Genomic DNA, 22,929 nt, shown 5'->3' with positions numbered 1-22,929 from the left:
GAGTTGTGCTAACCATCGGAATACTCTGGATATCCTGGCAAAGTCCGCGCAGTGTCTTATGCTAATTAGCGTTAGGCGAGCAATTTTGCCTGTTACGGAGTGTATTTTTAATAGCATAAATCGCTTTAAGGAGAAGAAGATGAAAAAGACTGCCGCAATTATCTCTGCTTGTATGCTGACTTTTGCCCTGAGCGCCTGTTCCGGTTCGAATTACGTGATGCACACCAACGATGGTCGATCAATCGTGTCTGATGGTAAGCCACAGACTGATAATGAAACGGGGATGATTTCGTATAAAGACGCTAACGGCAACAAACAGCAGATTAACCGTACCGATGTGAAAGAGATGGTAGAACTGGATAACTAACCAGTCGTCCATCGACAAAGAGTCGGACAAAAAAAAGCACCGCAAGTTGGCGGTGCTACATTAATCACTATGGACAGACAGGGTAAATGTACAGGAAGTGAAAAAGGGTAGCCTTGCTACCATGGTCTGAATCGCAGACCAATTGCAAACACAACAACACAACATCACAACCGTAAGCCAAAAGCCCACCAGAACACGCATTCCGATAAAACTTTTCGTTCCGGCTTCAGGAAGTGCCGCCACTATAGGTATTTGCTGGTAGAACCTCAACGGACAATTTATAATGGCTCAGATAAAAAAACTAATAGGTTACAGCCTGTTAGATAATTGTTAAATTCATTTAACATCAAAGCCTAAAAGTCATGTCAAAACGATTACCACCCTTAAATGCGTTGCGTGTTTTTGATGCTGCAGCGCGTCATTTGAGCTTTACTCGCGCAGCAGAAGAGCTTTTTGTGACGCAGGCCGCAGTAAGTCATCAAATCAAGTCTCTTGAGGATTTCCTGGGGCTAAAGCTGTTTCGTCGACGCAATCGATCTTTGCTGTTAACGGAAGAAGGCCAAAGTTACTTCCTCGACATCAAAGAGATTTTTTCGCAATTAACCGACGCGACGCGTAAGCTTCAGGCTCGCAGCGCAAAAGGTGCGCTCACCGTTAGTTTATTGCCCAGTTTTGCGATCCAGTGGCTGGTGCCCAGACTCTCTAGCTTTAACTCAGCTTATCCGGGAATCGATGTCAGGATCCAGGCGGTGGACCGTCAGGAAGACAAACTGGCTGACGATGTTGATGTGGCGATTTTCTACGGACGCGGCAACTGGCCGGGTCTGCGCGTTGAAAAATTGTACGCTGAATATTTATTGCCGGTCTGCTCGCCGCTATTATTGACCGGTGATAAACCGCTGAAGGCGCCTGATGACCTGGCTAAGCACACATTATTGCACGATGCGTCGCGTCGTGACTGGCAAGCCTATACGCGTCAGCTTGGCCTGAATCATATCAACGTACAGCAGGGACCTATCTTCAGCCATAGCGCCATGGTGCTACAGGCTGCTATCCATGGACAGGGGGTTGCGCTGGCGAATAACGTCATGGCGCAATCCGAAATTGAAGCCGGACGTCTGGTTTGTCCGTTTAACGATGTTCTGGTCAGCAAAAACGCATTTTATCTGGTTTGTCATGACAGTCAGGCAGAACTGGGTAAAATAGCCGCCTTCCGTCAGTGGATTCTGGCGAAAGCGGCCACGGAACAAGAAAAATTCCGCTTTCGTTATGAACAATAATTTACGTAGGGTATTCACATGACCAGCCGTTTTATGCTGATTTTTGCCGCCATAAGTGGCTTTATCTTTGTGGCGTTGGGCGCCTTTGGGGCACATGTTCTGAGTAAAACCCTCGGTGTCGTTGAGATGGGGTGGATCCAGACTGGCCTTGAGTATCAGGCGTTTCATACGTTGGCTATCTTTGGTCTGGCCGTCGCCATGCAGCGACGTATTAGCATTTGGTTTTACTGGAGTAGCGTGTTTCTGGCATTGGGAACGGTGCTGTTTAGCGGCAGCCTCTATTGCCTCGCGCTCTCTCATTTACGCCTGTGGGCGTTTGTTACCCCCGTTGGTGGTTTCAGCTTCCTTGTGGGCTGGGCGCTGATGTTAGTGGGCGCTATTAGATTGAAACGTAAGGGCGTTAGCCATGAATAAGGTAGTATTGTTGTGTCGCCCGGGTTTTGAAAAAGAGTGCGCCGCAGAAATTACGGATAAAGCAGGACGCCGGGAAATCTTCGGTTTTGCCCGCGTGAAAGACAATGCGGGTTACGTCATCTTCGAATGCTATCAGCAGGACGATGCCGAAAAGCTAGTGAAAGAGTTGCCGTTTAGCTCGCTGATTTTTGCTCGCCAGATGTTTGTGGTAGGCGAGCTACTGCAATATTTACCGCCGGAAGACCGTATTACGCCAATTGTCGGCATGTTGCAGGGCGTGGTGGAAAAAGGCGGCGATCTGCGTGTCGAAGTTGCTGACACCAATGAAAGCAAAGAGCTGGTCAAATTTTGCCGTAAATTTACCGTACCGCTGCGCGCGGCGCTGCGTGAAGCTGGCGTGCTGGCAAAGTATGAAACGCCAAAACGTCCAGTGGTTCACGTTTTCTTTATCGCTCCTGGCTGTTGCTATACAGGCTATTCCTGGCCTGACAATAACTCCCCGTTCTACATGGGTATTCCACGTCTGAAGTTCCCGGCCGATGCGCCAAGCCGTTCAACGCTGAAGCTGGAAGAAGCGCTGCACGTGTTTATCCCAGCTGATGAATGGGATGAGCGTCTGGCTAACGGAATGTATGCGGTGGATTTAGGCGCATGCCCCGGCGGTTGGACCTATCAACTGGTTAAACGCAACATGTGGGTTTATTCCGTGGATAATGGTCCGATGGCGCAAAGCCTGATGGATACCGGACAGGTTACATGGCTGCGCGAAGACGGATTTAAGTATCGCCCGAATCGTAACAACATTTCGTGGATGGTTTGCGACATGGTGGAGAAGCCCGCGAAGGTTGCCGCCCTGATGGCGCAGTGGCTGGTCAACGGCTGGTGTCGTGAGACTATCTTCAACCTCAAGCTGCCGATGAAAAAACGCTACGAAGAAGTGTCGCAAAATCTGGCTTACATTCAGGCGCAGCTTGACGAGCATGGCGTAAATGCCCAGATTCAGGCGCGTCAGCTGTATCATGACCGTGAAGAAGTGACCGTGCATGTACGTCGCCTGTGGGCTGCCGTCGGCGGTCGTCGCGACGAGCGATAAGATAAAATTGAAGGCCGGATCAAGGCATAACCGCCTTATTCGGCCTGAATTGTTTCAATCAGCGGCGTATCCGAAACAATATGCGTCACATCATCCAGATGCCCAATCCGTGCCTCCCCCGAACGATTAAATTTGCTTTTATCAATCAGCAATAATGATTGCGCTGCACGCTTAAGCAAGATGGACTTGAAGTCGGCGTTGGTCGCATTTGAGTCCCAGAGCGCGCCGTCGCGGTCGATCCCTTCGCAGGAAAAAATAAACAGGTCGATGTCGAGTGGTTTGAGCTGCGAGATAAGCGAGGGGTTAACATAGCATCCGTATTTACGCTCGAGGCGACCGCCGGAGCTGATAAGCTGAATGTGTTCACGTTTAGCCAATTCCTGGCAGATGGGCTGGCTGTTGGTAAAAACGTGAATGTTGATGTCCGGTAACTGTCGCGCCAGATACCAGCAGGTTGAGCTGGCGTCTAAGGCTATCACCATACCTTCTTCGATCCATGCCAGCGCTTCGCGGGCAATATGTGCTTTGTGGGCATAGTGGCTTTTGCGTCGCATATGAAACGGGTCGCCGCTGTCCTGATCTTCCCGGTGAATCACTTTGGCCCGCCCGTGATTACGCAACACTTTTCCCTGGGCTTGTAACTCACTGAGATCGCGGCGGATGGTCTCTCTGCTGACGTTAAGCTGCAAAGAAAGGGCTTCGGTTGTCAGACTTTTGTGGTGAGTAAGTAGATCTACAATTGCCTGCTGGCGCGCCGCTTTCATGTTCTGATCCTTATCTTTTGATGAATGCCCGTAGCTGACGGGCATTCAGACCAGAGATTACGGCGTTACCCCTTTTTTTAATAGAATATTCCCGTACTTTGCCCGCTCTCCTGTGATAACGATCGCAAACGCCTGTTGCGCGCGGTCATAGAAGGCATAGCGGTCAATACGTGTGATATCCGGGCAGGGGGTTTGTAGTGAAAGCGCCTGACGATAACGTGACTCGACACCAGGATCGAGGGTGTCGCCTTCAACAGCGGCCATCATCACCAGTGGTGGGGCGTAGCTGTCCAGTTCAAACAGTGGAATAATCGCCTGCAGCAGATCGCTGACCAGTAGACCATCTGCGCGAATGACCTGCGGTCCCATGCTGTGGGCCGGGAAGTGGGCATCGGAAAAGATAATCTCATCACCGTGTCCCATTTCAGCCAGCACCTTCAGTAGATCTGGGGAAATTAAGGGAGATATCGTTTTGAGCATGTTACACGACTCCTGTCAGTTCGGATTCGGTTTGCGGATAGAAGTAACGGTACTGGTAGCACACCTGCGCGCGTGCCTGTTCGGGAGAGGTAAATTCCCCGATGCCTGACCAGGCAAACATCGCGGCCCCGGCCACGGTGGTTTCGGCATCATCCAGCACTTTGACAGGGATCCCGAGTACATTCGCTTTGATCTGATTCCACAATGCGTTGCGGCTTCCTCCACCAACCAATAGCAGTTCCGTGGCCTGAAAATGACCGATTGTTTCCAGCGTGTGCAGATTTCGCTGCAACTGTTCTGTGAGCGCTTCCAGCGCGGCGCGATAAAAGTGCCCGCGGGTGGTATTGAGCGTAACCCCTCGCCAGCCCGCATTCTGACAGGCCAACAAGTCGCAGTGCATCTTCACCCCTTCGGCACCTGCGGGAATAGCCAGGGCTTCATCAATCAGCATCTGCCAGGGGGTGTCGGCAGTCCACAGTAGCTTACGTACCCACTCGAGAACACCGGAAGCCAGCCACTGCATGCCGGGGTTTTTCAGTCCTGCCTGGCTATCCAGTTCACAGGTGGAACCCGCATAATGGCTGAGCTGGGAGGTATCTACCTGTGAACTGCGCACCATCAGAATCTCCCATGTGCCGGAAGAGAGCACCGGTTCATCGGGCTGCGCCCCTGCGCCAAATAGCGCAAACTGCGTGTCGTGTCCGGCAGAAATGACCGGAATACCCGCCGCAAGCCCGAGCTGGCTGGCGGCCTCTGGCTGCAGAATCCCAATCTGTTCGCCAGCTTCTACCAGGCGTGGGAACAGACGACGCGGTATGCCTGTTGCTTGCAAAATGTCATGACTAAAATCGCGCTGGCGGATATCCAGCATCTGGCTGGTGCCCGCCATGGTGATATCGGTGGTGAACTCGCCGGTTAATCGGTGGTTGATAAGCGATGAGATAAATAGCCAGGCATGCGCCTGTTCCAGTAATTGCGGATGGTTTTCTTTGAGCCACACCAGTTTATACAGCGTATTAAAGCTAAACGCGCCGACGCCGGAGATTTCCTGCAACTGCTGCGGTGACATATAGCGGTGGATAGTTTCCATTACCGCTGCGGTGCGTGGGCATTTCCAACTGATTACCGGATACAGTTGCTTGCCGGTTTTATCAACCAACGCGCCGTCTACACCGAAGGTGGTGACGGCGATCCCGCGGATATGGCAGGCGGCCAGCTGCGTTTTGAGTCGCTGACAGCAGTCGGCGAAGCGTTGCAGAATGGCCTCCAGCGACCATTGATGCCAGCTACTATTTTCTGTTGCGGTGTCGCTGGCATTCGGGGTCGCTGCGCGGGCGACAATCTTTCCCTGTCGGTCAACGGCGATTGCCCGCACGTTGGTCGCGCCGCAGTCAAGGACCAGGATAACCTCTTGTTTCATAATCGCTCCCGAGACGTTGCCGGATGGCGGCGTAAACGCCTTATCCGGCCTACACGTTGTGCTCCTGTAGGCCCGGTAAGCTTGCGCCACCGGGCGGAGTCGCATTAACGCTTATACAGCGGGCCGTAGTTCTGGCAGGCGCGATAATCCTGGCCTTCCGTATCCATTCCGTGGGCTGCCCAGGCTGAAGGACGGTAAATTTTCTCGTCTTCCACGTTGTGCATGCAAACCGGGATACGCAGCATGGCGGCCAGAGTGATAAAGTCCGCGCCCACGTGACCAATCGTCAGCACACCGTGGTTTGCGCCCCAGTTTGCCATTACTGAATAGACATCGCTGAACGGGCCTTTACCGGTTAAGCGCGGGGCAAACCAGGTGGTCGGCCAGGTAGAGTTGGTACGCGCATCGAGCTGGTCATGCATATCTTTCGGTAATTCCACGCTCCAGCCTTCCGCGATTTGCAGCACCGGCCCCAGGCCTTTGATAATGTTGATGCGAGTCATGGTGAACGGCACGCCACCCTCGGTCAGGAAGCGAGAGGAGTAGCCGCCGCCGCGGAAGTATTCGTGAATAGCCGGACACCATTCGGTTGCCGCCAGGCAATCATTGACCTCTTTCTGCGCGATCTCCCAGTGCGGCTTCATAGTCGGTTTCCCTGCGCCGTCGCGCTGTTTGCAGGAGCCGTCCAGTGCTGCCGAGCCGGAGTTAATCAGGTGAATAATGCCGTGCTCAGCAAGGCCGGTCAGTGGTTTCCCCGTGACGCGTTCAACCGCCTCTGGCGACCAGTAGGTGCGCACATCGGCAAAGACCTGCGCCGTGCCGGTGAGTTGATGACCAAACAGCATCGCCACGCCGTTCAGGCTGTCGTTTTCGGTGGCGACAACAAACGGTTCGCGTATGCCATTCCAGTCAAAGGAGCTGTTGAGCAGGGCTTCGGCGGTATCACCATTCGGATATTGATCGGTCCAGTGACGCTGGCCCTGGAAGCCTGCGGCAATCGCGTTGTACCCCAGCGACTCTTCAACCCGACCTTTGTCGGCCAGCTTCTGGTTACCCTGCATCATGTCGCGAATGCACATGGCCATCAGCAGACTTTCTTTCAGCACAGCCCGGCTTTGCTCTGCGTTACGCTTATATTGCTGCGCATTCTGATCCTCGCCGTAGCGGAAGTTTTTGTCCGCCCAGGCCAGCGCCATTTCCAGCTCAGCTTCGTCATAGATTTTTTGGTCGATGCGACGACGCAGTTCAGTCATATCAACGGGTTGAACCTTCATTCCCAGCCAGGATTCAAAGAAGTTATGATCGACAATTGAGCCGGCAATGCCCATTGAAACGCCGCCTACGGACAGATAGCTTTTGCCCTTCATACTGGCAACTGCTAAGCCCGCGCGGGCAAAACGCAGCAATTTTTCTTCCACATCGGCAGGGATCGTGGTGTCGCCGGCATCCTGTACGTCATGGCCATAAATAGAGAAGGCGGGAAGTCCTTTTTGATTATGCGCAGCCAGTGCAGCGGCCAGATAAACGGCCCCCGGACGCTCGGTACCGTTGAAGCCCCAGATAGCTTTCGGGCGCATCGGATCCATATCGATTGTTTCGCTACCGTAGCACCAGCATGGGGTAACAGTGATTGTCACGCCCACATTCAGGCTGCTGAATTTTTCTTCGCAGGCGGCAGATTCAGCCATCCCGGCAATGCAGGTATCGGCGATCACACATTCAATTTGCGCGCCGCAGGCGTGACGAAGTTTCTCAGCGATCAGCGCAGCGGTGGCTTTAGCCATATTCATGGTTTGCTCTTCGAGCGATTCGCGAACACCCATACGGCGCCCATCAATCACCGGACGAATGCCAATTTTCGGCAAGCTATTTTTTTTCATTCGAGGTTCCTCATCTCACTTTATGCCGTGCTGCAAAAGCGGATTTTGAACACCACCGTCGCAGTTGGCTGAATAACCCATTTTTGCTAACTCGAGTTAGCTTAGGTATCAGAGAGTTTTTTGCACAACTTTTTTGTTGTGGAACTGTGAGAGGCTTCACGAGAAGTGGTTAAAATTCGATCTGCGTCAAATAAACCAGGTCGCATTTTTTTAGATAAATTCTTTAAAATTAATTGGTTGCAATAAATTGTCTGTTCAGCGTCACAGTTTTAAACCAAATGATTTGGCTAATTTGAGTAGCTAAAATAGCTTTAAAAGGCAATTCGCTAACTCGAGTTAGCATGATTGATAAAACGCATATGAACGTGAAGGTAGTATTCGCATTAACGGTGACGATGGCTTCCTGGCAACGTTTTTTCGCCTGATTCACTGATTGCAGTTTCTGTATATTGAGGAAAGCAGCAATGTCTGAAACATTTTTACAGATGAGTCATATTACGAAACGTTTTCCCGGCGTATTAGCGTTGAGTAATGTGGATTTTGCTTTACGCAAAGGTGAGGTTCATGCGCTGCTGGGTGAGAATGGCGCAGGAAAGTCTACGTTGATGAAGATTTTATCCGGTGTTTATCAGCCTGATGAAGGAGATATTATTTTCGAAGGGCAACCTGTTACTTTTGCGAACCCACTGAGCGCACAAAGCGCAGGTATCACTATTATTCACCAGGAATTCAATCTATTCCCTGAACTCACAGTAGAAGAAAATATATTTATTGGCAGGGAGTTTTGCAAAAATAATCGCTGGCGTCTGGATGAAAAACAGCAGCGACAGGCCGCTATCGATATTTTGCAAAAATTAAACCTGAATATTTCACCAGAAACGCTGGTGGCCGATCTGACCGTCGCGCAACAACAAATGGTTGAGATTGCTAAAGCGATATCGGTGAATGCCAAGATCCTTATTATGGATGAACCGACGGCGGCACTGACGGAAACGGAAATCGACAGCTTATTTCAGGTGACCCGTTTGTTGAAGGAACAGGGAACAGGCATTGTTTATATCTCGCACAGGCTGGAGGAACTGGCGCTGATAGCCGACCGCGCGACGGTGATGAGGGATGGTCAGTTTATTGCCACCGTAGATTATGATGCGGTTAAAATTAGCGATCTGATTGCCATGATGGTTGGGCGTGACCTCGGCAATATCTATCCTCGTCGTGGACCTTTGGCTCAACGTAAGCCGGTGTTGGAAGTCAGCGGTCTGACGCGCAATGGCGTACTGAACAACATTGATTTCACCCTGTATCAGGGCGAAATTTTGGGCTTTGCCGGCTTGATGGGCGCAGGGCGTACTGAGCTGGCGCGGGCGATTTTTGGTGCGGATCCCATTGATGGCGGAACTCTCAAGCTAAACGGCAAAGTTACGGTAATTAAAGATATTCCTGATGCTATCAAACAGGGCATCAGCTATTTAACCGAGGACAGAAAAAAAGAGGGGCTGGCATTAGGGCTGTCCGTTGAGCGCAATATCATGTTGGGCAATTATCCTGAGTATTCCGACCGTTATGGCAATGTGGACAGCAAACGTTGTCAGAAAACCAGCGAGGAACAGGTTAAGGCCCTACGTATTAAAACACCACATTTAGAGCAGGCAGCACTGAATTTAAGTGGCGGTAATCAGCAGAAAATTATTATTGCCAGATGGGTATGTAAAGATACCGATATTCTCATCTTTGACGAACCAACTCGCGGTATTGATGTGGGTGCCAAACTTGAAATTTATGAATTAATGAATCGACTGGTGGCAAAAGGGAAGTCAATTATCATGATTTCCTCTGAATTACCGGAAGTGCTGGGTATGTGCGATCGCATTTTAGTGATGCGTAATGGACGTATTACCGGGGAGTTAGCTTCTGATGACGCCACACAAGAAAAAATCATGCAATATGCGACGTTAGAGGACTAATTTATGACTATCTCTGTAACCTCTTCAGACAGCAATAATAAGAAAATAAAAATTAATAAAGAACTTTTAATGCGCCTTGCGCCGCTTTTGAGTCTGATTATTTTAGTAATATTTTTTAGCTTCGGTTCGCCATTTTTCTTTAACACTGAAAACATTATGACAATTGCCCTGCAAACGTCGGTGATTGGCATCATGGCGATTGGCGTTACCTTCGTCATTATCACTTCAGGAATCGACCTTTCTCTTGGCTCGGTCGTGGCCTTTTCTGGTGTTGCGGTCGGTATCAGCGCCACGCTGGGACTGCCTCTGCCCGTATGTATTCTGGCGGGGGTGCTGGCCGGGGGATTATGTGGCTATATCAACGGCTTGCTGGTCACCAAAATGACTATCCCGCCTTTTATTGCCACGCTGGGCCTGATGATGTCCGTCAGAGGCATCAATATGGTGATGACGGATGGTCGTGCGATTTATTTCGCCGATTACCCCACCTTCAAAATGTTGGCCCAGGGACGTTTGTTCGATGTGCTGCCTTATCCCGTTTTTTACCTGGTAGTGGTGGCGTTAATCGCCGCCTACATCCTGAAGAAAACGGTGATTGGTCGCTATGTTTACGCCGTGGGTAGCAATGAGGTGGCCGCACATCTTTCCGGTATTAAAGTTCAGCGCGTCAAAATTTTCGTCTACGCCTTTTGTGGCCTGCTGACCGGGATTGCCGGGGTTATTTTGGCCTCTCGTTTGAACTCTGGTCAGCCAACGGTCGGCGTGGGTTATGAGCTGGAAGCCATTGCCGCGGTTGTTATTGGCGGTACGAGCCTGATGGGCGGAATTGGCACCATCGGCGGCACGATCATCGGCGCATTCATTATGAGCGTGTTGAAGAATGGTCTGAACCTGATGGGCGTTTCCCAGTTCTGGCAAATGGTAGCCATGGGCGTGGTGGTCATTGCCGCGGTTTATCTCGACACATTACGCAAAAAAATTCGTTGATTTACGCTCCCGGAAGTCACGGGGCATCATAACCCTGACGTTTAGGGTGACTCACTCAGAACGGAGTAAAACAATGAGAACCAGGAATTTTGTCTATGCGTTATCCCTGCTGGCCTGTATGACATCCAGCGTATTGGCTAAAGATATGAACCTTCCGGTGGTCAGTAAAGGTTTCCAGCATGAATTCTGGCAAACCGTAAAAATGGGGACGGAAGCGGCAGCAAAAGAGTTGGGTGATAAAACCAGCTATGTTGGCCCGGCGGATGAAACTCAGATTGCCGAGCAGATTCAGTTAGTTGAAAACGCGATGGCGCAAAAACCGAATGGGCTATTACTGGCCGCGTTAGATGCCAATGCGCTGGCGCCATTAGTTGAGACCGCAAATTCACGCGGCATTAAAGTTGTGACGTTTGACTCCGGCGTGAATTCCGATATTCCGGTGAGCTTTGTCGCTACGAATAACCGAAAAGCCGGTGCTGAAGCCGCAGACGCGCTGGCAGCGGAAGTGGGCAGCAAAGGGAAAGTGGGCATTATTGCGCACGTAGCAGGGACTTCTTCAGCGATTGAACGTTCGGAAGGGTTTATTGCCCGTATGAAGGAGAAATATCCGGATATTCAGGTGCTACCGGTCCAGTACAGCGATGGCGATCCGCAAAAAGCGATGGATAAAACCATCGATATGATCCAGGCCAACCCGGATATCGCAGGAATTTATGGTACGAATGAAGGCTCAACGCTTGGCGTAGCAAACGCTATTGATAGCCAAAATCTGAAAGGCAAAGTGAAGGTGATTGGTTTTGATAGCACCGAGGCAATCATTGCTTTCCTGAAGTCCGGAGTGATTCAGGGATTTGTGGTGCAGGACGCTTATCAGATTGGCTACCAGGGTATTAAGACGCTGAATGCAGCGGTATCGGGTCAGTCTGTACCGAAAGAAATTGATATTCCGGTGAAATTTGTCAGCGCGAAGAATATTGATACGCCAGAAATTGACAAGCTGTTACACCCATTCGGTAAAAAATAAGACCGTTGGGGCGAGGTGCTCGCCCCATCATTAGCCAGCGTCAGGGAGTTACTATGGGCAGTGGATATTTCCTCGGTGTGGATGTCGGTTCCGCCAGCGTCAGGGCGGGTGTCTTTGATGCCAGTGGCAAACGGCTGGCTTTTGCGACTCGTTCCATCTCGCAGTTTCGACCCGGTCCTGAGCGGGTTGAGCAGTCATCTGCAGAAATCTGGCAGCAGGTTTGCCATGCAGTGAAGGAGGCGGTGTCGTCATCCGGGGTTTGCATTGAGGATATTCGCTCATTGGGTTTTGATGCCACCTGTTCATTGGTAGCACTGGACGAACAGGGGCGGGGACTGGCGGTTTCCCCCGGCGAACCGTCAGACCATAACATCATCATGTGGATGGATCATCGTGCGGCGCAGGAGACGCAGCGTATTAACGCCACGCAGGATCCCTCTCTGCGCTATGTTGGCGGTGAGGTCAGCGTCGAAATGGAGCTTCCCAAAGTGCTATGGCTGAAAAACCATTTTCCAGCCACCTGGCAGAGTGCGCATCGATTCTACGATTTGGCGGACTTTCTGGTCTCTAAAGCTACCGCCACTGATGTTGCGGGGTTGTGCACGCTAACCTGTAAATGGAACTATCTGGCACATGAACAACGCTTCAGCCACTCCCTGCTCGATGCCGTTGAATTAACGGATTTATTGGGCAAAATCCCGTCGCGTATTCTGCCGCCAGGCGCTGGCGTTGGAACGCTTAGCAGCGATGCGGCCCAGGCGCTGGGGCTGACGACTGCAGTGGTCGTCGCCAGTGGAATGATTGATGCCCATGCAGGCGGAGTGGCGCTAGCTGGTGCCGAGCCTGAGGGGACGTTGGCGCTGATCAGCGGAACGTCAAATTGCCATATGCTGTGCAGCCGGCACGAAATTCATACGCCAGGCGTATGGGGACCATACTGGTCAGCCATGCTGCCAGGCTACTGGCTGACGGAAGGGGGACAAAGCGCCGCCGGGGCGTTAGTCGACTGGACGCTTCAGGAGTCAGGTGCCAGCGCTGAGCTGTTTAACAAAGCTGAAGCGCGGGGGTGCCATCCCATCGTTTTAGTTAATGAGTGGGTTGCAGCACTTGAGGAGCAGGAGTCAGAGCCTGGTCGTTATTTGCATGTGCTGGCCGATCACCACGGTAATCGTTCGCCGCGCGCGCGACCCGATGCCCGGGGGAGTGTGTGTGGTTTAACGCTGGAACGAGGCGAGATGCAGGTTGCTCGTCTGTACCTGGCGACAATACAGGCGATCGCCTGCGGTACGCGACATATTATGGAGGTGATGCGCGAAAACGGTCACACCATTTCCCGTCTGACGCTGTGCGGCGGCGCAACGCATAACCCACTGTGGTTGCGAGAATATGCCGATGCCACCGGATGCGATATTCATCTTATGCAGGAAGAGGATGCGGTAACGTTAGGTGCGGCCATTACCGGCGCGGTGGCATGCGGCGCGTGGACCACGATTCCGTCCGCATGTCAGGCGATGGTTCGATCGGGCGAGGTGATCAAGGCTAACCCGGCACGGCGGAACTTCTATGATCGTAAATACCAGGCTTATCTGATGCTGTGGGATCAGCAGCAGGCGATTAACCAACTTATGCAGTAAGACAAAAGTTTAAAATACTTTTATGATTGGGGATTGACGTTTTTGGATGTGAACTGGGGCATATAAATGGCTAAAACAGTAGAACAGATAGCCAGCGATCTGAATTTATCGGTTACGACCGTACGACTGGTGCTGAACGGGAAAGCAGAGCAATATCGAATCAGTGTCAAAACCCAAACGCGTATTAATGAATATGTCGAGCGCTATGGTTACGTCATTAACCATTCAGCACGCAGCCTGAAATTGAATAAAACGGATACGTTAGGATTGATAGTCCCTAATATTTCCAACGTGTTTTTTGCCACACTTGCAGAAAAACTTGAGCAACGCTGTCGCCGTTCTGGTTATCAGCTAACGATTAGCTGTACCTATGACGATGTTGATTACGAAAATAAACTGACCAAAGCGTTAATCGCGCGCAATGTCGATGGCCTGTTTATTGTTCCTTCAACGTTAGAGAATCAGCAACACCATTTACGTCAGGTCAGGAAACCAATGGTGTTGCTTGACCGTGATTTTAAGTATACCGATAACGCACTGGTTGAAAGTCATAACATTTTGGGCGGCGAAAAATTGACGCAAAGTTTGTTTGACGCTGGAAAGTCGCCGATCTGGTTTTTAGTAGGGGATACCGGATTACCCAGCATTGGTGACCGTTTGCAAGGTTATCTTAATGCATTGAACAATAATGGTATTTTTCACAGAGATTGGGTGCGCGAAGGTCCGGATAACACACCTGAAGGTGGTTATCGACTCATGGATGAGTTGATCGGTGAACAGGACTGTCCGCAGGCATTTATCGCCTCATCATTACCCGTACTGGAAGGGGCCATTAACGCTATTCGTAATCGTTTAGGCACTATTCCACCAGAAATTAATATTGGGACATTCGATGAACACCCAATGCTGGGATTCCTCGCCAATAATGTCTGGTCAATGCAACAGGATGAAAATGTCTGGGCGGAAAAAGCATTCGATATGATGATGAGTGCTATTGATGACCGGCCAATTAAAGAAACTGTAAAAGTTGAAATGAAACTAATTAAGCGCGTAAGACAACCATAATACGTCGCTAAAAATAAATCGGCCAACTGAATCTGAATAAATACATTCAGTGGCTGCCTGTACCTGAAACCTGACCCGTCTTATTCTGCGGCTGCATTTTTCGCAATAAAGACGAGGGGAAACTGTACCCGGAGAATCATTATGGAAAGAATGCGTTTGTCGCGAGAAATCATTGAAACCTGTCTGGAAATGACCAGCCTTGGATTGAATCAGGGGACGGCGGGAAATGTGAGTGCGCGTTATGAAAACGGGATGCTGATCACGCCCAGCGGTATTCCTTACGAAAGACTTACTGAAAACATGATCGTGTATGTAGATAACGACGGGAAATATGATAAAGGACAATTACCCTCCAGTGAATGGCGTTTTCACCTGGCGGCATACCAGACGCGTCCGGATGCCAATGCGGTTGTCCATAACCATGCCGTACACTGCACCGCCGTTTCAATTCTCAATCGCCCTATCCCGGCAATTCATTACATGATTGCAGCGGCGGGGGGAAACTCTATTCCGTGTGCGCCTTATGCGACGTTTGGTACACGAGAGCTGTCAGAGCATGTGAGCGTCGCCCTGAAAAACCGTAAGGCAACGCTTTTACAGCACCATGGGTTGATTGCTTGTGAAGCGAATTTGGAAAAAGCACTGTGGTTGGCGCATGAAGTGGAAGTTCTGGCCCGCCTGTATCTGAGCACGCTGGCGATTGTTGACCCAGTGCCGGTGCTGGATGACGAAGAGATCGCCATTGTGCTGGAGAAATTCAAATCTTACGGATTACGCATTGAAGAGTAATTTCGCATAGCGAAAAGGAGATATACGATGGCGAACAGAATGATTCTGAACGAAACGGCATGGTTTGGCCGGGGAGCTGTTGGCGCGTTAACCGATGAAGTCATCCGTCGTGGTTATCGCAAAGCGTTGATTGTGACCGATACAAATCTGGTACAGTGCGGCGTTGTTGAAAAGGTGACTTCCCGAATGGATGCTGCAGGTCTGGCATGGGAAATCTATTCAGGCGTTATCCCTAACCCAACCATTGCGGTGGTGCAGGAAGGATTGGGTGTGTTTCAGCAAAGTGGCGCAGACTATCTGATAGCCATCGGCGGAGGCTCCCCGCAGGATACCTGTAAAGCGATTGGCATTATCCATAATAACCCTGAGTTTGCAGATGTCCGCAGCCTTGAAGGGTTATCGCCAACGCGCAGCCCGAGCGTGCCGGTTATGGCAGTCCCAACCACCGCGGGGACGGCAGCGGAAGTGACCATTAACTACGTGATCACTGACGAAGAGAACCGGCGTAAGTTTGTTTGTGTCGATCCACATGACATCCCGCAGGTGGCGTTCATCGATGCTGACATGATGGACGGCATGCCCGCTGCATTAAAAGCCGCCACAGGAGTGGATGCACTGACTCATGCCATTGAAGGGTACATCACGCGGGCGGCGTGGGCGCTTACCGATGCGCTGCACATCAAAGCCATCGAAATTATTGCCGGGGCATTACGCGGTTCGGTCGCGGGCGATAGCCAGGCGGGTGAAGCGATGGCGCTGGGCCAGTACGTTGCCGGAATGGGGTTTTCCAACGTTGGCCTGGGATTAGTGCATGGCATGGCACATCCGTTAGGCGCGTTTTACAACACGCCGCACGGCGTCGCGAATGCCATTTTGCTGCCGCACGTGATGCACTATAACGCCGAATTTACCGGGGAAAAATTCCGCGATATCGCCCGGGCGATGGGGGTTAAGGTTGAAGGCCTGACGCTGGCAGAAGCACGTAAAGCGGCGGTGGATGCTGTCTTCGCCCTTAACCGTGATGTAGGGATCCCACTGCATTTACGCGATGTTGGCGTACGCAAAGAGGATATTCCTGCACTGGCGCAGGCGGCATTTGACGATGTTTGTACCGGGGGAAATCCGCGTGAAGCGAGCCTTGGGGATATCGTCGAGCTATACCATACCGCCTGGTAATCACCTGGCGTTTATCCGGCCTGCTGGGTTGTACGATAAGTAGGCCGGATAAGGTGTTGACACCGCATCCGACAATAAGGCTACCGCGCCAGGCGTAATTGCTGTAGGTTTCCGTCGATATGTAAGTCCGTTTGCAGCCGCGCGATATCGCGGCACAAAAACGCCATCTCCCGATGTTCTTCGAGTTTCTTGCGCCATTTCTCCGGTACGTCATTCAGATGTTCATACAACGCTTCCAGCATTGGAAACTGCGTCAGCAATTGTGTGGCGCTTTTGGGTCCAATACCGGCAACCCCTGGAACTTTAGAACTGCTGATCCCCGCCAGTCCCCAGTAATCAGGCAACTGTTGCGGTAGTACGCCGAACTCTTTCTCGATAAAGGGCGCATCCAGCCAGCGTTTCTGGAAATAGTCCCGAATACGCAGCGTTGGGGAGAGTAGCTGACAATAGCCTTTATCGGTTGAAACGATGGTTGCCTGATGTCCCGCCTGGCAAACTTTAACCGCCAGAGTAGCGGCTAAATCATCGGCTTCATTCCCGCTGGATTCCCAGCAGCAGACGCCGCGCTGTTCAAAAGCAGCGCGTAAGGCGGGCATTTCCTGGTGTAAATCGTCAGGCATTGGCGGGCGACCGGCTTTGTAGTCAGGTAAGCGTTGGTGACGCCAGCCGCTGTTGCGCGCCTCGTCATCAAATACCGCCACGGCGTGCGTGGGCTGACTGTGCACAATCAGCTGATCGAGTGCGTGCTGGCACGTCTCCACGCAGGGTGAGCCCTGTACGGCGTGAATACGGCGGATGAGATTCAGTGCATCAACAATGAGCAGATGGACGGCCACGGTGTTCTCCCTAACAAATCAGTCTGTAGGGTAACATTCACGGCGAAGGGAGGCGAATAGTTGGCAGAAAAACAGGAAGAGGCCTCGCAAAAGAGGCCTCTTCAGGGGACTTAATCGCAGGTGACAATCTTCATCGCCAGACCACCGCGAGAGGTTTCGCGGTATTTGGCATTCATGTCTTTACCGGTTTCGTACATGGTCTCGATAACTTTATCGAGGCACACGCGCGGTTCACTGGTACGGCGCAGCGCCATACGCGCGGCGTTAACTGCTTTAACCGAAGCAATAGCGTTACGCTCAATGCAGGGTACCTGTACCTGGCCGGCAACCGGATCGCAGGTCAGACCCAGGTTATGTTCCATACCGATTTCCGCCGCAATGCACACCTGCATTGGGCTACCGCCCAGCAGTTCAGCCAGACCGGCTGCAGCCATGGAGCAGGCAACACCGACTTCACCCTGACAGCCCACTTCGGCGCCAGAGATAGAGGCGTTCATCTTGTACAGTGAACCAATGGCGCTCGCAACCAGCATGTAGCGTGCCAGCGAGTTAGCGTTCACTTCGCGGATAAACTTGTCGTAGTACGCCAGTACAGCAGGAACAATCCCGCATGCGCCGTTGGTTGGCGCGGTAACCACGCGTCCACCGGCAGCGTTTTCTTCGTTCACGGCCAGCGCGAACATGTTGATCCAGTCAACAACCGCCATCGGGTCAGTGGTGGTTTTGTCGCTGCTGACCAGCATACGACGCAGCGCCGCAGCACGACGCGGAACGCGCAGTTTGCCTGGCAATACGCCTTCGGTGGTGATACCGCGCTCAATCCCGCTACGCATCACTTCCCAGACGTTGGCAAAGTGCTGTTCCAGCTCTTCTTTGCTGTGCAGCGCCAGTTCGTTTTGCATCATCAGACCAGAAAGCGACAGGCCGGTTTCCTGGCAATGACGCTGCAAATCAGCCGCAGATTTATACGGATACGGCACGTTTACCGGAGAGTTGTTCGGTAAACCAAAATGTTCTTCATCAACGATGAACCCACCGCCAATGGAATAGTAGGTCTGGCTGTAAATGGCTTTTTCGCCCGCCAGTGCGGTAATACGCATCCCGTTTTCGTGCAGGGACAGATTGTCCGCATGGAAATTCATGCACTTGTCGACCGGGAACTCAACCTCATGTTGACCGTCCGCCAGCAGCAAACGTCCATGAGTATTCACATCCTGGATAAAGGCCGGGATGGCATCAATGTCTACGGTATCCGGCAGATTACCCGCCAGGCCCATAATAATCGCGATGTCGGTATGGTGACCTTTCCCCGTCAGAGACAAAGAGCCATAGACATCAACCACTACGCGGGTTACGTCAGTGAGAATTCCGCGTGCAATCAGGTCATCCGTGAATTGTTTGCCTGCTTTCATCGGGCCAACAGTATGGGAGCTGGAAGGGCCAATGCCGATTTTAAAAATATCGAATACGCTAATCATGAGGCGTCCATTGTGTATCGAGGTGCGCCGCCCCGAAGAGCGGCGCAGGGGAATTAACTGAACAGAGAGTAGAAAATAGCGGAGATAGCGATCAGGCCCATAATCACAACGAAGACGTTGCTGATATGGCCGCTGTATTTACGCATTGCCGGTACTTTCTGAATGGCATACATCGGCATCAGGAACAGAATCATCGCGATGATCGGGCCACCCAGGGTTTCAATCATACCGAGGATGCTCGGGTTCAGCGTCGCCACAATCCAGGTGGTTACCAGCATGAACAGCGCAGTGATTTTGTTCAGTTTGTTGATTTCGATGGTTTTGCCTTTGCCGCGCAGAGACTTAATCACCATACCGTTGAAACCTTCACGCGCGCCCAGATAGTGGCCGAGGAAGGATTTGGTGATAGCGATAATCGCGATGATCGGTGCCATCCAGGCGATGATCGGCGCGTTAAAGTGGTTTGCCAGGTAAGACAGGATAGAGATGTTCTGCTCTTTCGCTGCAGCCAGGTCCGCTGGGGACAGGCTAAACACGCAGCTGAAGACGAAGAACATTACGGTCAGCACCATCATGATGTGAGCGAATGCCAGGATCTTAGAGCATTTTTTCTCAGCTTCATCACCGTATTCTTCACGCTTCGCCACGGCGAAGGAGGAGATGATTGGTGAGTGGTTGAAGGAGAACACCATTACCGGAATTGCCAGCCACAGGGTCAACAGCAGGCCGTTGCCGGTGGTTGCTGCAGAATCAAAGGACAGGGTTTCCAGAATCGCACCGCTCCACTGAGGGATCAGGTACAGCGCCAGCAGCATCAGAGCCGCAACGAACGGGAATACCAGGATGCTCATCGCCTTCACGATCATCTGCTCACCGAAGCGCACGATGGTCATCATGCCAACAATCAGGATTAGAGACAGGATTGCGCGCGGCGGCGGCGTAATCGCCAACTGGTGGGTCAGGAAGCTTTCAACGGTGTTGGTGATTGCAACGCTGTAGACCAACAGAATTGGGTAGATAGCGAAGAAGTAGAGCAGGGTAATCAGTTTACCCGCGCCGACACCAAAGTGTTCTTCTACAACTTCGGTGATGTCTTCACCCGGATTTTTACCGGACAGCACGAAGCGAGTCAGACCGCGGTGTGCAAAGAAGGTCATTGGGAAAGCAAGGATCGCCATGATGATAAGCGGGATCATGCCGCCTACGCCTGCGTTAATCGGCAGGAACAATACACCCGCGCCAATCGCCGTGCCGTAAAGGCCCAGCATCCACATGGTGTCTGTCTTGCGCCATGCGCTGCGGGTCTGGCCCGTAACGATAGTGCTGGTTTGAGTGTTTTCCATCTATTTCTCCTGGAGGAAGCTTAAAAAGTCGGGTTTGGGTTCAATCCAATGAGAAAGCACCCGACTGTAAATCGAAATTCGTTGAGCGATTTTTTATATAATTTTTCGCCGTAATAATTTGCGGGCGGAAAGATACATTTTAGTAATGGATGTATCAGTGATCGGGATCCCAAATGCAATAATCCACCTTTTATGTGGATAAATTTGGGCCATTAATCTGTTAAAAAATAGTCAAAGCGAATTTACGGGCGCGAAGGCTAACATTAACGACATATCTCATGAAAGCGAAGGCGCGAAGATAGGCGTGTTAAGCTGTAAAAACTGTTGTTTTTAGAGGATTTTGGCGACTAATAATAATTTCCTAAGATAAATCACGGTTGGGTTTTTAAGGTAATCGTTTGCGTGCCGCTTCTTTTTTAATGAAATATCACTGATATTTATATGATTCTCTGAGCTATGTGACTGGTATCACTAAAAAAAGCCGAGAGGCTAATGCGCCAGACCCGGCTTTAATATGGACAAAACTGTCACCGCGATAGCGTCTGCTGGCGGCTGTTGAAGGTTAGGCGCAGATCTCGTAGCAAGGGATATACGCAGAGCCTGGTAACTTCATACGATGCTGTGCAACAAAGCCCTGCAGGAGATCGTCCATGCGGCGCATCATCTCACGGTCACCGTGGATTTTGTACGGGCCAAACTCTTCAATGGCGCGGATCCCAACTTCCTTCACGTTCCCCGCCACAATACCCGAGAACGCACGACGCAGGTCGGCCGCTAGTACTTCAACGGGCTGATCCGGGTACAGCTTAAGGTTAGCCATGTTTTCATGGGACGGCTCGAACGGCATCTGCAAATCCGGTGCGATACGAATCGACCAGTTAAAGCTGTAGGCATCGCCAGTGTCGCGGCGGTTCTCTTTCACCAGCGGCATCGCTTTTTTCATCAGACGCGCCACTTCCGCTGCATCGTCAATGATAATGCGATAGTGGCGACGCGCATCTTCCCCCAGCGTGTGCACGATAAATTCGTCCAGCACGCGGAAGTAATCGGCGCTCTCTTTTGGTCCGGTCAGGATCAGCGGTAAAACCTGATCTTTGTTGGCCGGATTCATCAGGATCCCCAGCAGATACAGCAGCTCTTCTGCTGTCCCTACGCCGCCCGGGAAGATGATAATACCGTGGGCGATACGCACGAACGCCTCCAGACGTTTTTCAATGTCTGGCATGATGATCAGTTCGTTAACCAGCGGATTAGGCGGCTCTGCGGCAATGATTGACGGTTCGGTCATACCAATAAAGCGACTGTCTTTGTATCGCTGCTGGGCGTGACCGACTGCAGCGCCTTTCATTGGCGCTTCCATCGCCCCCGGACCACAGCCGGTACAGATGTTCAGTTCACGCAGGCCCAACTGGGTGCCTACGCGACGGGCGTACAGGTATTCATTCTCGTTGATTGAGTGACCGCCCCAGCAGACGACCATGTTCGGCGCTTCGCCAACGTGTAGCGCCCGGGCGTTACGCAGGATCGAGAATACGAGGTTGGTAATATGCACCGAGCTTTCGAGATCCAGATGCTGAAAACGACCGGCGTTATGGATCTGGCCATTGACGAACAGAATGTCGCGCAGCACGGCAAACAAGTTGGCCTGTAGCGCGCGAATAATGCGTCCATCAACAAACGCATCTTCAGGCGGGTTGATCAGTTCCAGCTTCACGCCCCGTTCGCGGCGCAGCACGTTAATGTCGAAACTTTCAAAGCGGGACAGCAGCTCTTTGCTGTTATCGGTCAAACTGCCGGAGTTCAGAACGGCAAGCGAACAGTTACGAAACAGTTGATACAGGTCGCTGCTGGCCGTGCGTTTAAGCATATCGACTTCCAGCTGCGACAACATGTCCATTGAGCCAAGCGGGCTAATATGTGTAATCAAGTAAACTCCTTACGGGACGAGAGACATCATCCTCTACTGATTACAATAGCCCTGGCTTATGACCTTTCACAACCTTGTGCGCGGAATCGGGCACGCAAAATTGAGAAAAAAGATTACTGACGCACCAGACGACCCGTTGCCGGAGTGAAGTCGGTGTTGGTGCGCCATGGGTTAATGTCCAGACCGCCACGTCGCGTGTAGCGCGCGTAGACGCTCAGTTTCTCCGGCTGGCAGAAGCGCAGAATGTCATTGAAAATGCGCTCCACGCACTGCTCGTGAAATTCATTATGGTGGCGGAAGGAGACCAGATAACGCAGCAGCTTCTCCCGGTCGATTTTGCGTCCGCGATACTGAATTTGTATGGAGCCCCAGTCTGGCTGGTGGGTGATCAGGCAGTTAGATTTCAGCAGATGGCTGACCAGCGTCTCTTCCACCGCTTTTTCACCGCTCACGGCGTTTTCCAGATACTCAGTGCTGAACTGGTAGTTATCGATGACGATATCCTGATTATCGATACAGGTGCCGTTAAAGTGGGCAATCGGCTGTCCTTCCAGTTCGTCAAGACGGTACAGCGCCACGCTGACATCGCCCTCAGCACAAGTGCGCAGATCGTTTTCCAGCGTCTGGCGTACCGCTTCCCAGGAGTCAAAACGCGTCTGGTTAAAACTGTTCAGGTACAGCTTAAAGCTTTTCGATTCAATCAGATTTACGCTGGTGTAATCCAGTTCTACATGACCGACCGCGACCTGCGGTAAACCGTTGGCATTCAGCCACGACAGTTCATACAGCGTCCAGATATCGGCACCGTGAAAAGGCAGATTATCGGCCTTTAAATCCAGTGGGTCGCGGTTCAGGCTGCGCGGGACGCCCTGCAGCAGGCTGGCATCGTAATTGTCACGGTAATCAGTTGATTTACCGAGAGTCAGGCCATCAAGCGCCTGATGATTTTCATAAGAGGACATGTTTCACCGTCATAAACCAGATACACTATGCGACAAGTGTATCCTG

20 protein-coding genes are annotated in these 22,929 nt (G+C 51.6%); 11 read left to right on the top strand and 9 right to left on the bottom strand.

Translation table 11 applies throughout. From position 1 onward, the window contains the following. Positions 1-139: 139 nt before the first annotated feature. The 4 genes from LA337_18690 to rlmM all read left to right on the top strand — a co-directional run bounded on the left by LA337_18690 (position 140) and on the right by rlmM (position 3,154). Positions 140-367, top strand: a complete 228-nt coding sequence (locus LA337_18690; protein UBI15176.1) for a YgdI/YgdR family lipoprotein — start codon at positions 140-142, stop codon at positions 365-367. 362 nt (positions 368-729) lie between these two features. Further along, entirely contained in the window at positions 730-1,647 is a 918-nt protein-coding gene (gene gcvA, locus LA337_18685) for a glycine cleavage system transcriptional regulator GcvA (protein UBI15175.1), read from the top strand. Between the two features lie 18 nt (positions 1,648-1,665). Continuing rightward, positions 1,666-2,061 (top strand): DUF423 domain-containing protein, encoded by a 396-nt coding sequence (locus LA337_18680; protein ID UBI15174.1) that lies wholly within the window; start codon positions 1,666-1,668, stop codon positions 2,059-2,061. Then, the gene (gene rlmM / locus LA337_18675) at positions 2,054-3,154 is read left to right on the top strand and encodes a 23S rRNA (cytidine(2498)-2'-O)-methyltransferase RlmM (protein UBI15173.1); all 1,101 of its coding nucleotides are present in this window, start codon (positions 2,054-2,056) and stop codon (positions 3,152-3,154) included. Before LA337_18680 ends, rlmM begins: the two co-directional genes overlap by 8 nt. 35 nt (positions 3,155-3,189) lie before the next feature. Here the strand turns inward: rlmM and fucR are convergent, their stop codons facing one another. The 4 genes from fucR to fucI form a co-directional block, all read right to left on the bottom strand. Continuing rightward, positions 3,190-3,918 carry an L-fucose operon activator gene (gene fucR / locus LA337_18670; protein ID UBI15172.1) on the bottom strand — a complete coding sequence of 243 codons (729 nt, stop codon included), beginning with the start codon at positions 3,916-3,918 and terminating at the stop codon, positions 3,190-3,192. Positions 3,919-3,975: 57 nt separating this feature from the next. After that, positions 3,976-4,398, bottom strand: a complete 423-nt coding sequence (gene fucU / locus LA337_18665; protein ID UBI15171.1) for an L-fucose mutarotase — start codon at positions 4,396-4,398, stop codon at positions 3,976-3,978. A gap of 1 nt (position 4,399) precedes the next feature. Beyond that, complete coding sequence (gene fucK / locus LA337_18660) at positions 4,400-5,818, bottom strand: L-fuculokinase (protein ID UBI15170.1); 1,419 nt, start codon at positions 5,816-5,818, stop codon at positions 4,400-4,402. Positions 5,819-5,922: 104 nt separating this feature from the next. Beyond that, positions 5,923-7,698 (bottom strand): L-fucose isomerase, encoded by a 1,776-nt coding sequence (gene fucI / locus LA337_18655; protein UBI15169.1) that lies wholly within the window; start codon positions 7,696-7,698, stop codon positions 5,923-5,925. 464 nt (positions 7,699-8,162) lie between these two features. On the opposite strand from fucI, the gene LA337_18650 reads away from it, so the two are divergent. The 7 genes from LA337_18650 (at position 8,163) to fucO (ending at position 16,337) form a co-directional block, all read left to right on the top strand. After that, on the top strand, positions 8,163-9,662 hold the full coding sequence (locus tag LA337_18650; GenBank protein UBI15168.1) for a sugar ABC transporter ATP-binding protein: 1,500 nt from the start codon (positions 8,163-8,165) through the stop codon (positions 9,660-9,662). 3 nt (positions 9,663-9,665) lie between these two features. Continuing rightward, the gene (locus tag LA337_18645) at positions 9,666-10,649 is read left to right on the top strand and encodes an ABC transporter permease (GenBank protein ID UBI15167.1); all 984 of its coding nucleotides are present in this window, start codon (positions 9,666-9,668) and stop codon (positions 10,647-10,649) included. A gap of 73 nt (positions 10,650-10,722) precedes the next feature. Next, complete coding sequence (locus LA337_18640; GenBank protein ID UBI15166.1) at positions 10,723-11,673, top strand: ABC transporter substrate-binding protein; 951 nt, start codon at positions 10,723-10,725, stop codon at positions 11,671-11,673. A 53-nt stretch (positions 11,674-11,726) separates the two neighbouring features. After that, positions 11,727-13,307, top strand: a complete 1,581-nt coding sequence (locus tag LA337_18635; GenBank protein UBI15165.1) for an FGGY-family carbohydrate kinase — start codon at positions 11,727-11,729, stop codon at positions 13,305-13,307. Positions 13,308-13,373: 66 nt separating this feature from the next. Continuing rightward, positions 13,374-14,372 (top strand): LacI family DNA-binding transcriptional regulator, encoded by a 999-nt coding sequence (locus tag LA337_18630; protein UBI15164.1) that lies wholly within the window; start codon positions 13,374-13,376, stop codon positions 14,370-14,372. A 141-nt stretch (positions 14,373-14,513) separates the two neighbouring features. Further along, entirely contained in the window at positions 14,514-15,161 is a 648-nt protein-coding gene (fucA, locus tag LA337_18625) for an L-fuculose-phosphate aldolase (GenBank protein UBI15163.1), read from the top strand. A gap of 27 nt (positions 15,162-15,188) precedes the next feature. Next, positions 15,189-16,337, top strand: coding sequence for a lactaldehyde reductase (gene fucO, locus LA337_18620; protein UBI15162.1), 1,149 nt, complete (start codon positions 15,189-15,191; stop codon positions 16,335-16,337). Positions 16,338-16,417: 80 nt separating this feature from the next. Here fucO and xni read toward each other — a convergent pair whose 3' ends face one another. The 5 genes from xni to queF all read right to left on the bottom strand — a co-directional run bounded on the left by xni (position 16,418) and on the right by queF (position 22,883). Beyond that, a complete protein-coding gene (gene xni, locus LA337_18615; GenBank protein UBI15161.1) occupies positions 16,418-17,173 on the bottom strand; it encodes a flap endonuclease Xni in 756 nt (251 codons plus the stop codon). Positions 17,174-17,283: 110 nt separating this feature from the next. After that, positions 17,284-18,651 (bottom strand): L-serine ammonia-lyase, encoded by a 1,368-nt coding sequence (locus tag LA337_18610; GenBank protein ID UBI15160.1) that lies wholly within the window; start codon positions 18,649-18,651, stop codon positions 17,284-17,286. Between the two features lie 53 nt (positions 18,652-18,704). Beyond that, on the bottom strand, positions 18,705-19,994 hold the full coding sequence (locus LA337_18605; GenBank protein UBI15159.1) for an HAAAP family serine/threonine permease: 1,290 nt from the start codon (positions 19,992-19,994) through the stop codon (positions 18,705-18,707). A 562-nt stretch (positions 19,995-20,556) separates the two neighbouring features. Next, positions 20,557-21,921 carry a nucleotide 5'-monophosphate nucleosidase PpnN gene (gene ppnN, locus LA337_18600; GenBank protein ID UBI15158.1) on the bottom strand — a complete coding sequence of 455 codons (1,365 nt, stop codon included), beginning with the start codon at positions 21,919-21,921 and terminating at the stop codon, positions 20,557-20,559. Positions 21,922-22,034: 113 nt separating this feature from the next. Then, entirely contained in the window at positions 22,035-22,883 is an 849-nt protein-coding gene (queF, locus tag LA337_18595) for an NADPH-dependent 7-cyano-7-deazaguanine reductase QueF (GenBank protein ID UBI15157.1), read from the bottom strand. Positions 22,884-22,929 lie beyond the last annotated feature (46 nt).

This window comes from Citrobacter europaeus (assembly GCA_020099315.1).
Classification (GTDB): domain Bacteria; phylum Pseudomonadota; class Gammaproteobacteria; order Enterobacterales; family Enterobacteriaceae; genus Citrobacter; species Citrobacter europaeus.
The sequence above is the reverse complement of the archived record's forward strand: the minus strand, read 5'-3'. Positions and strand labels throughout refer to the sequence as shown.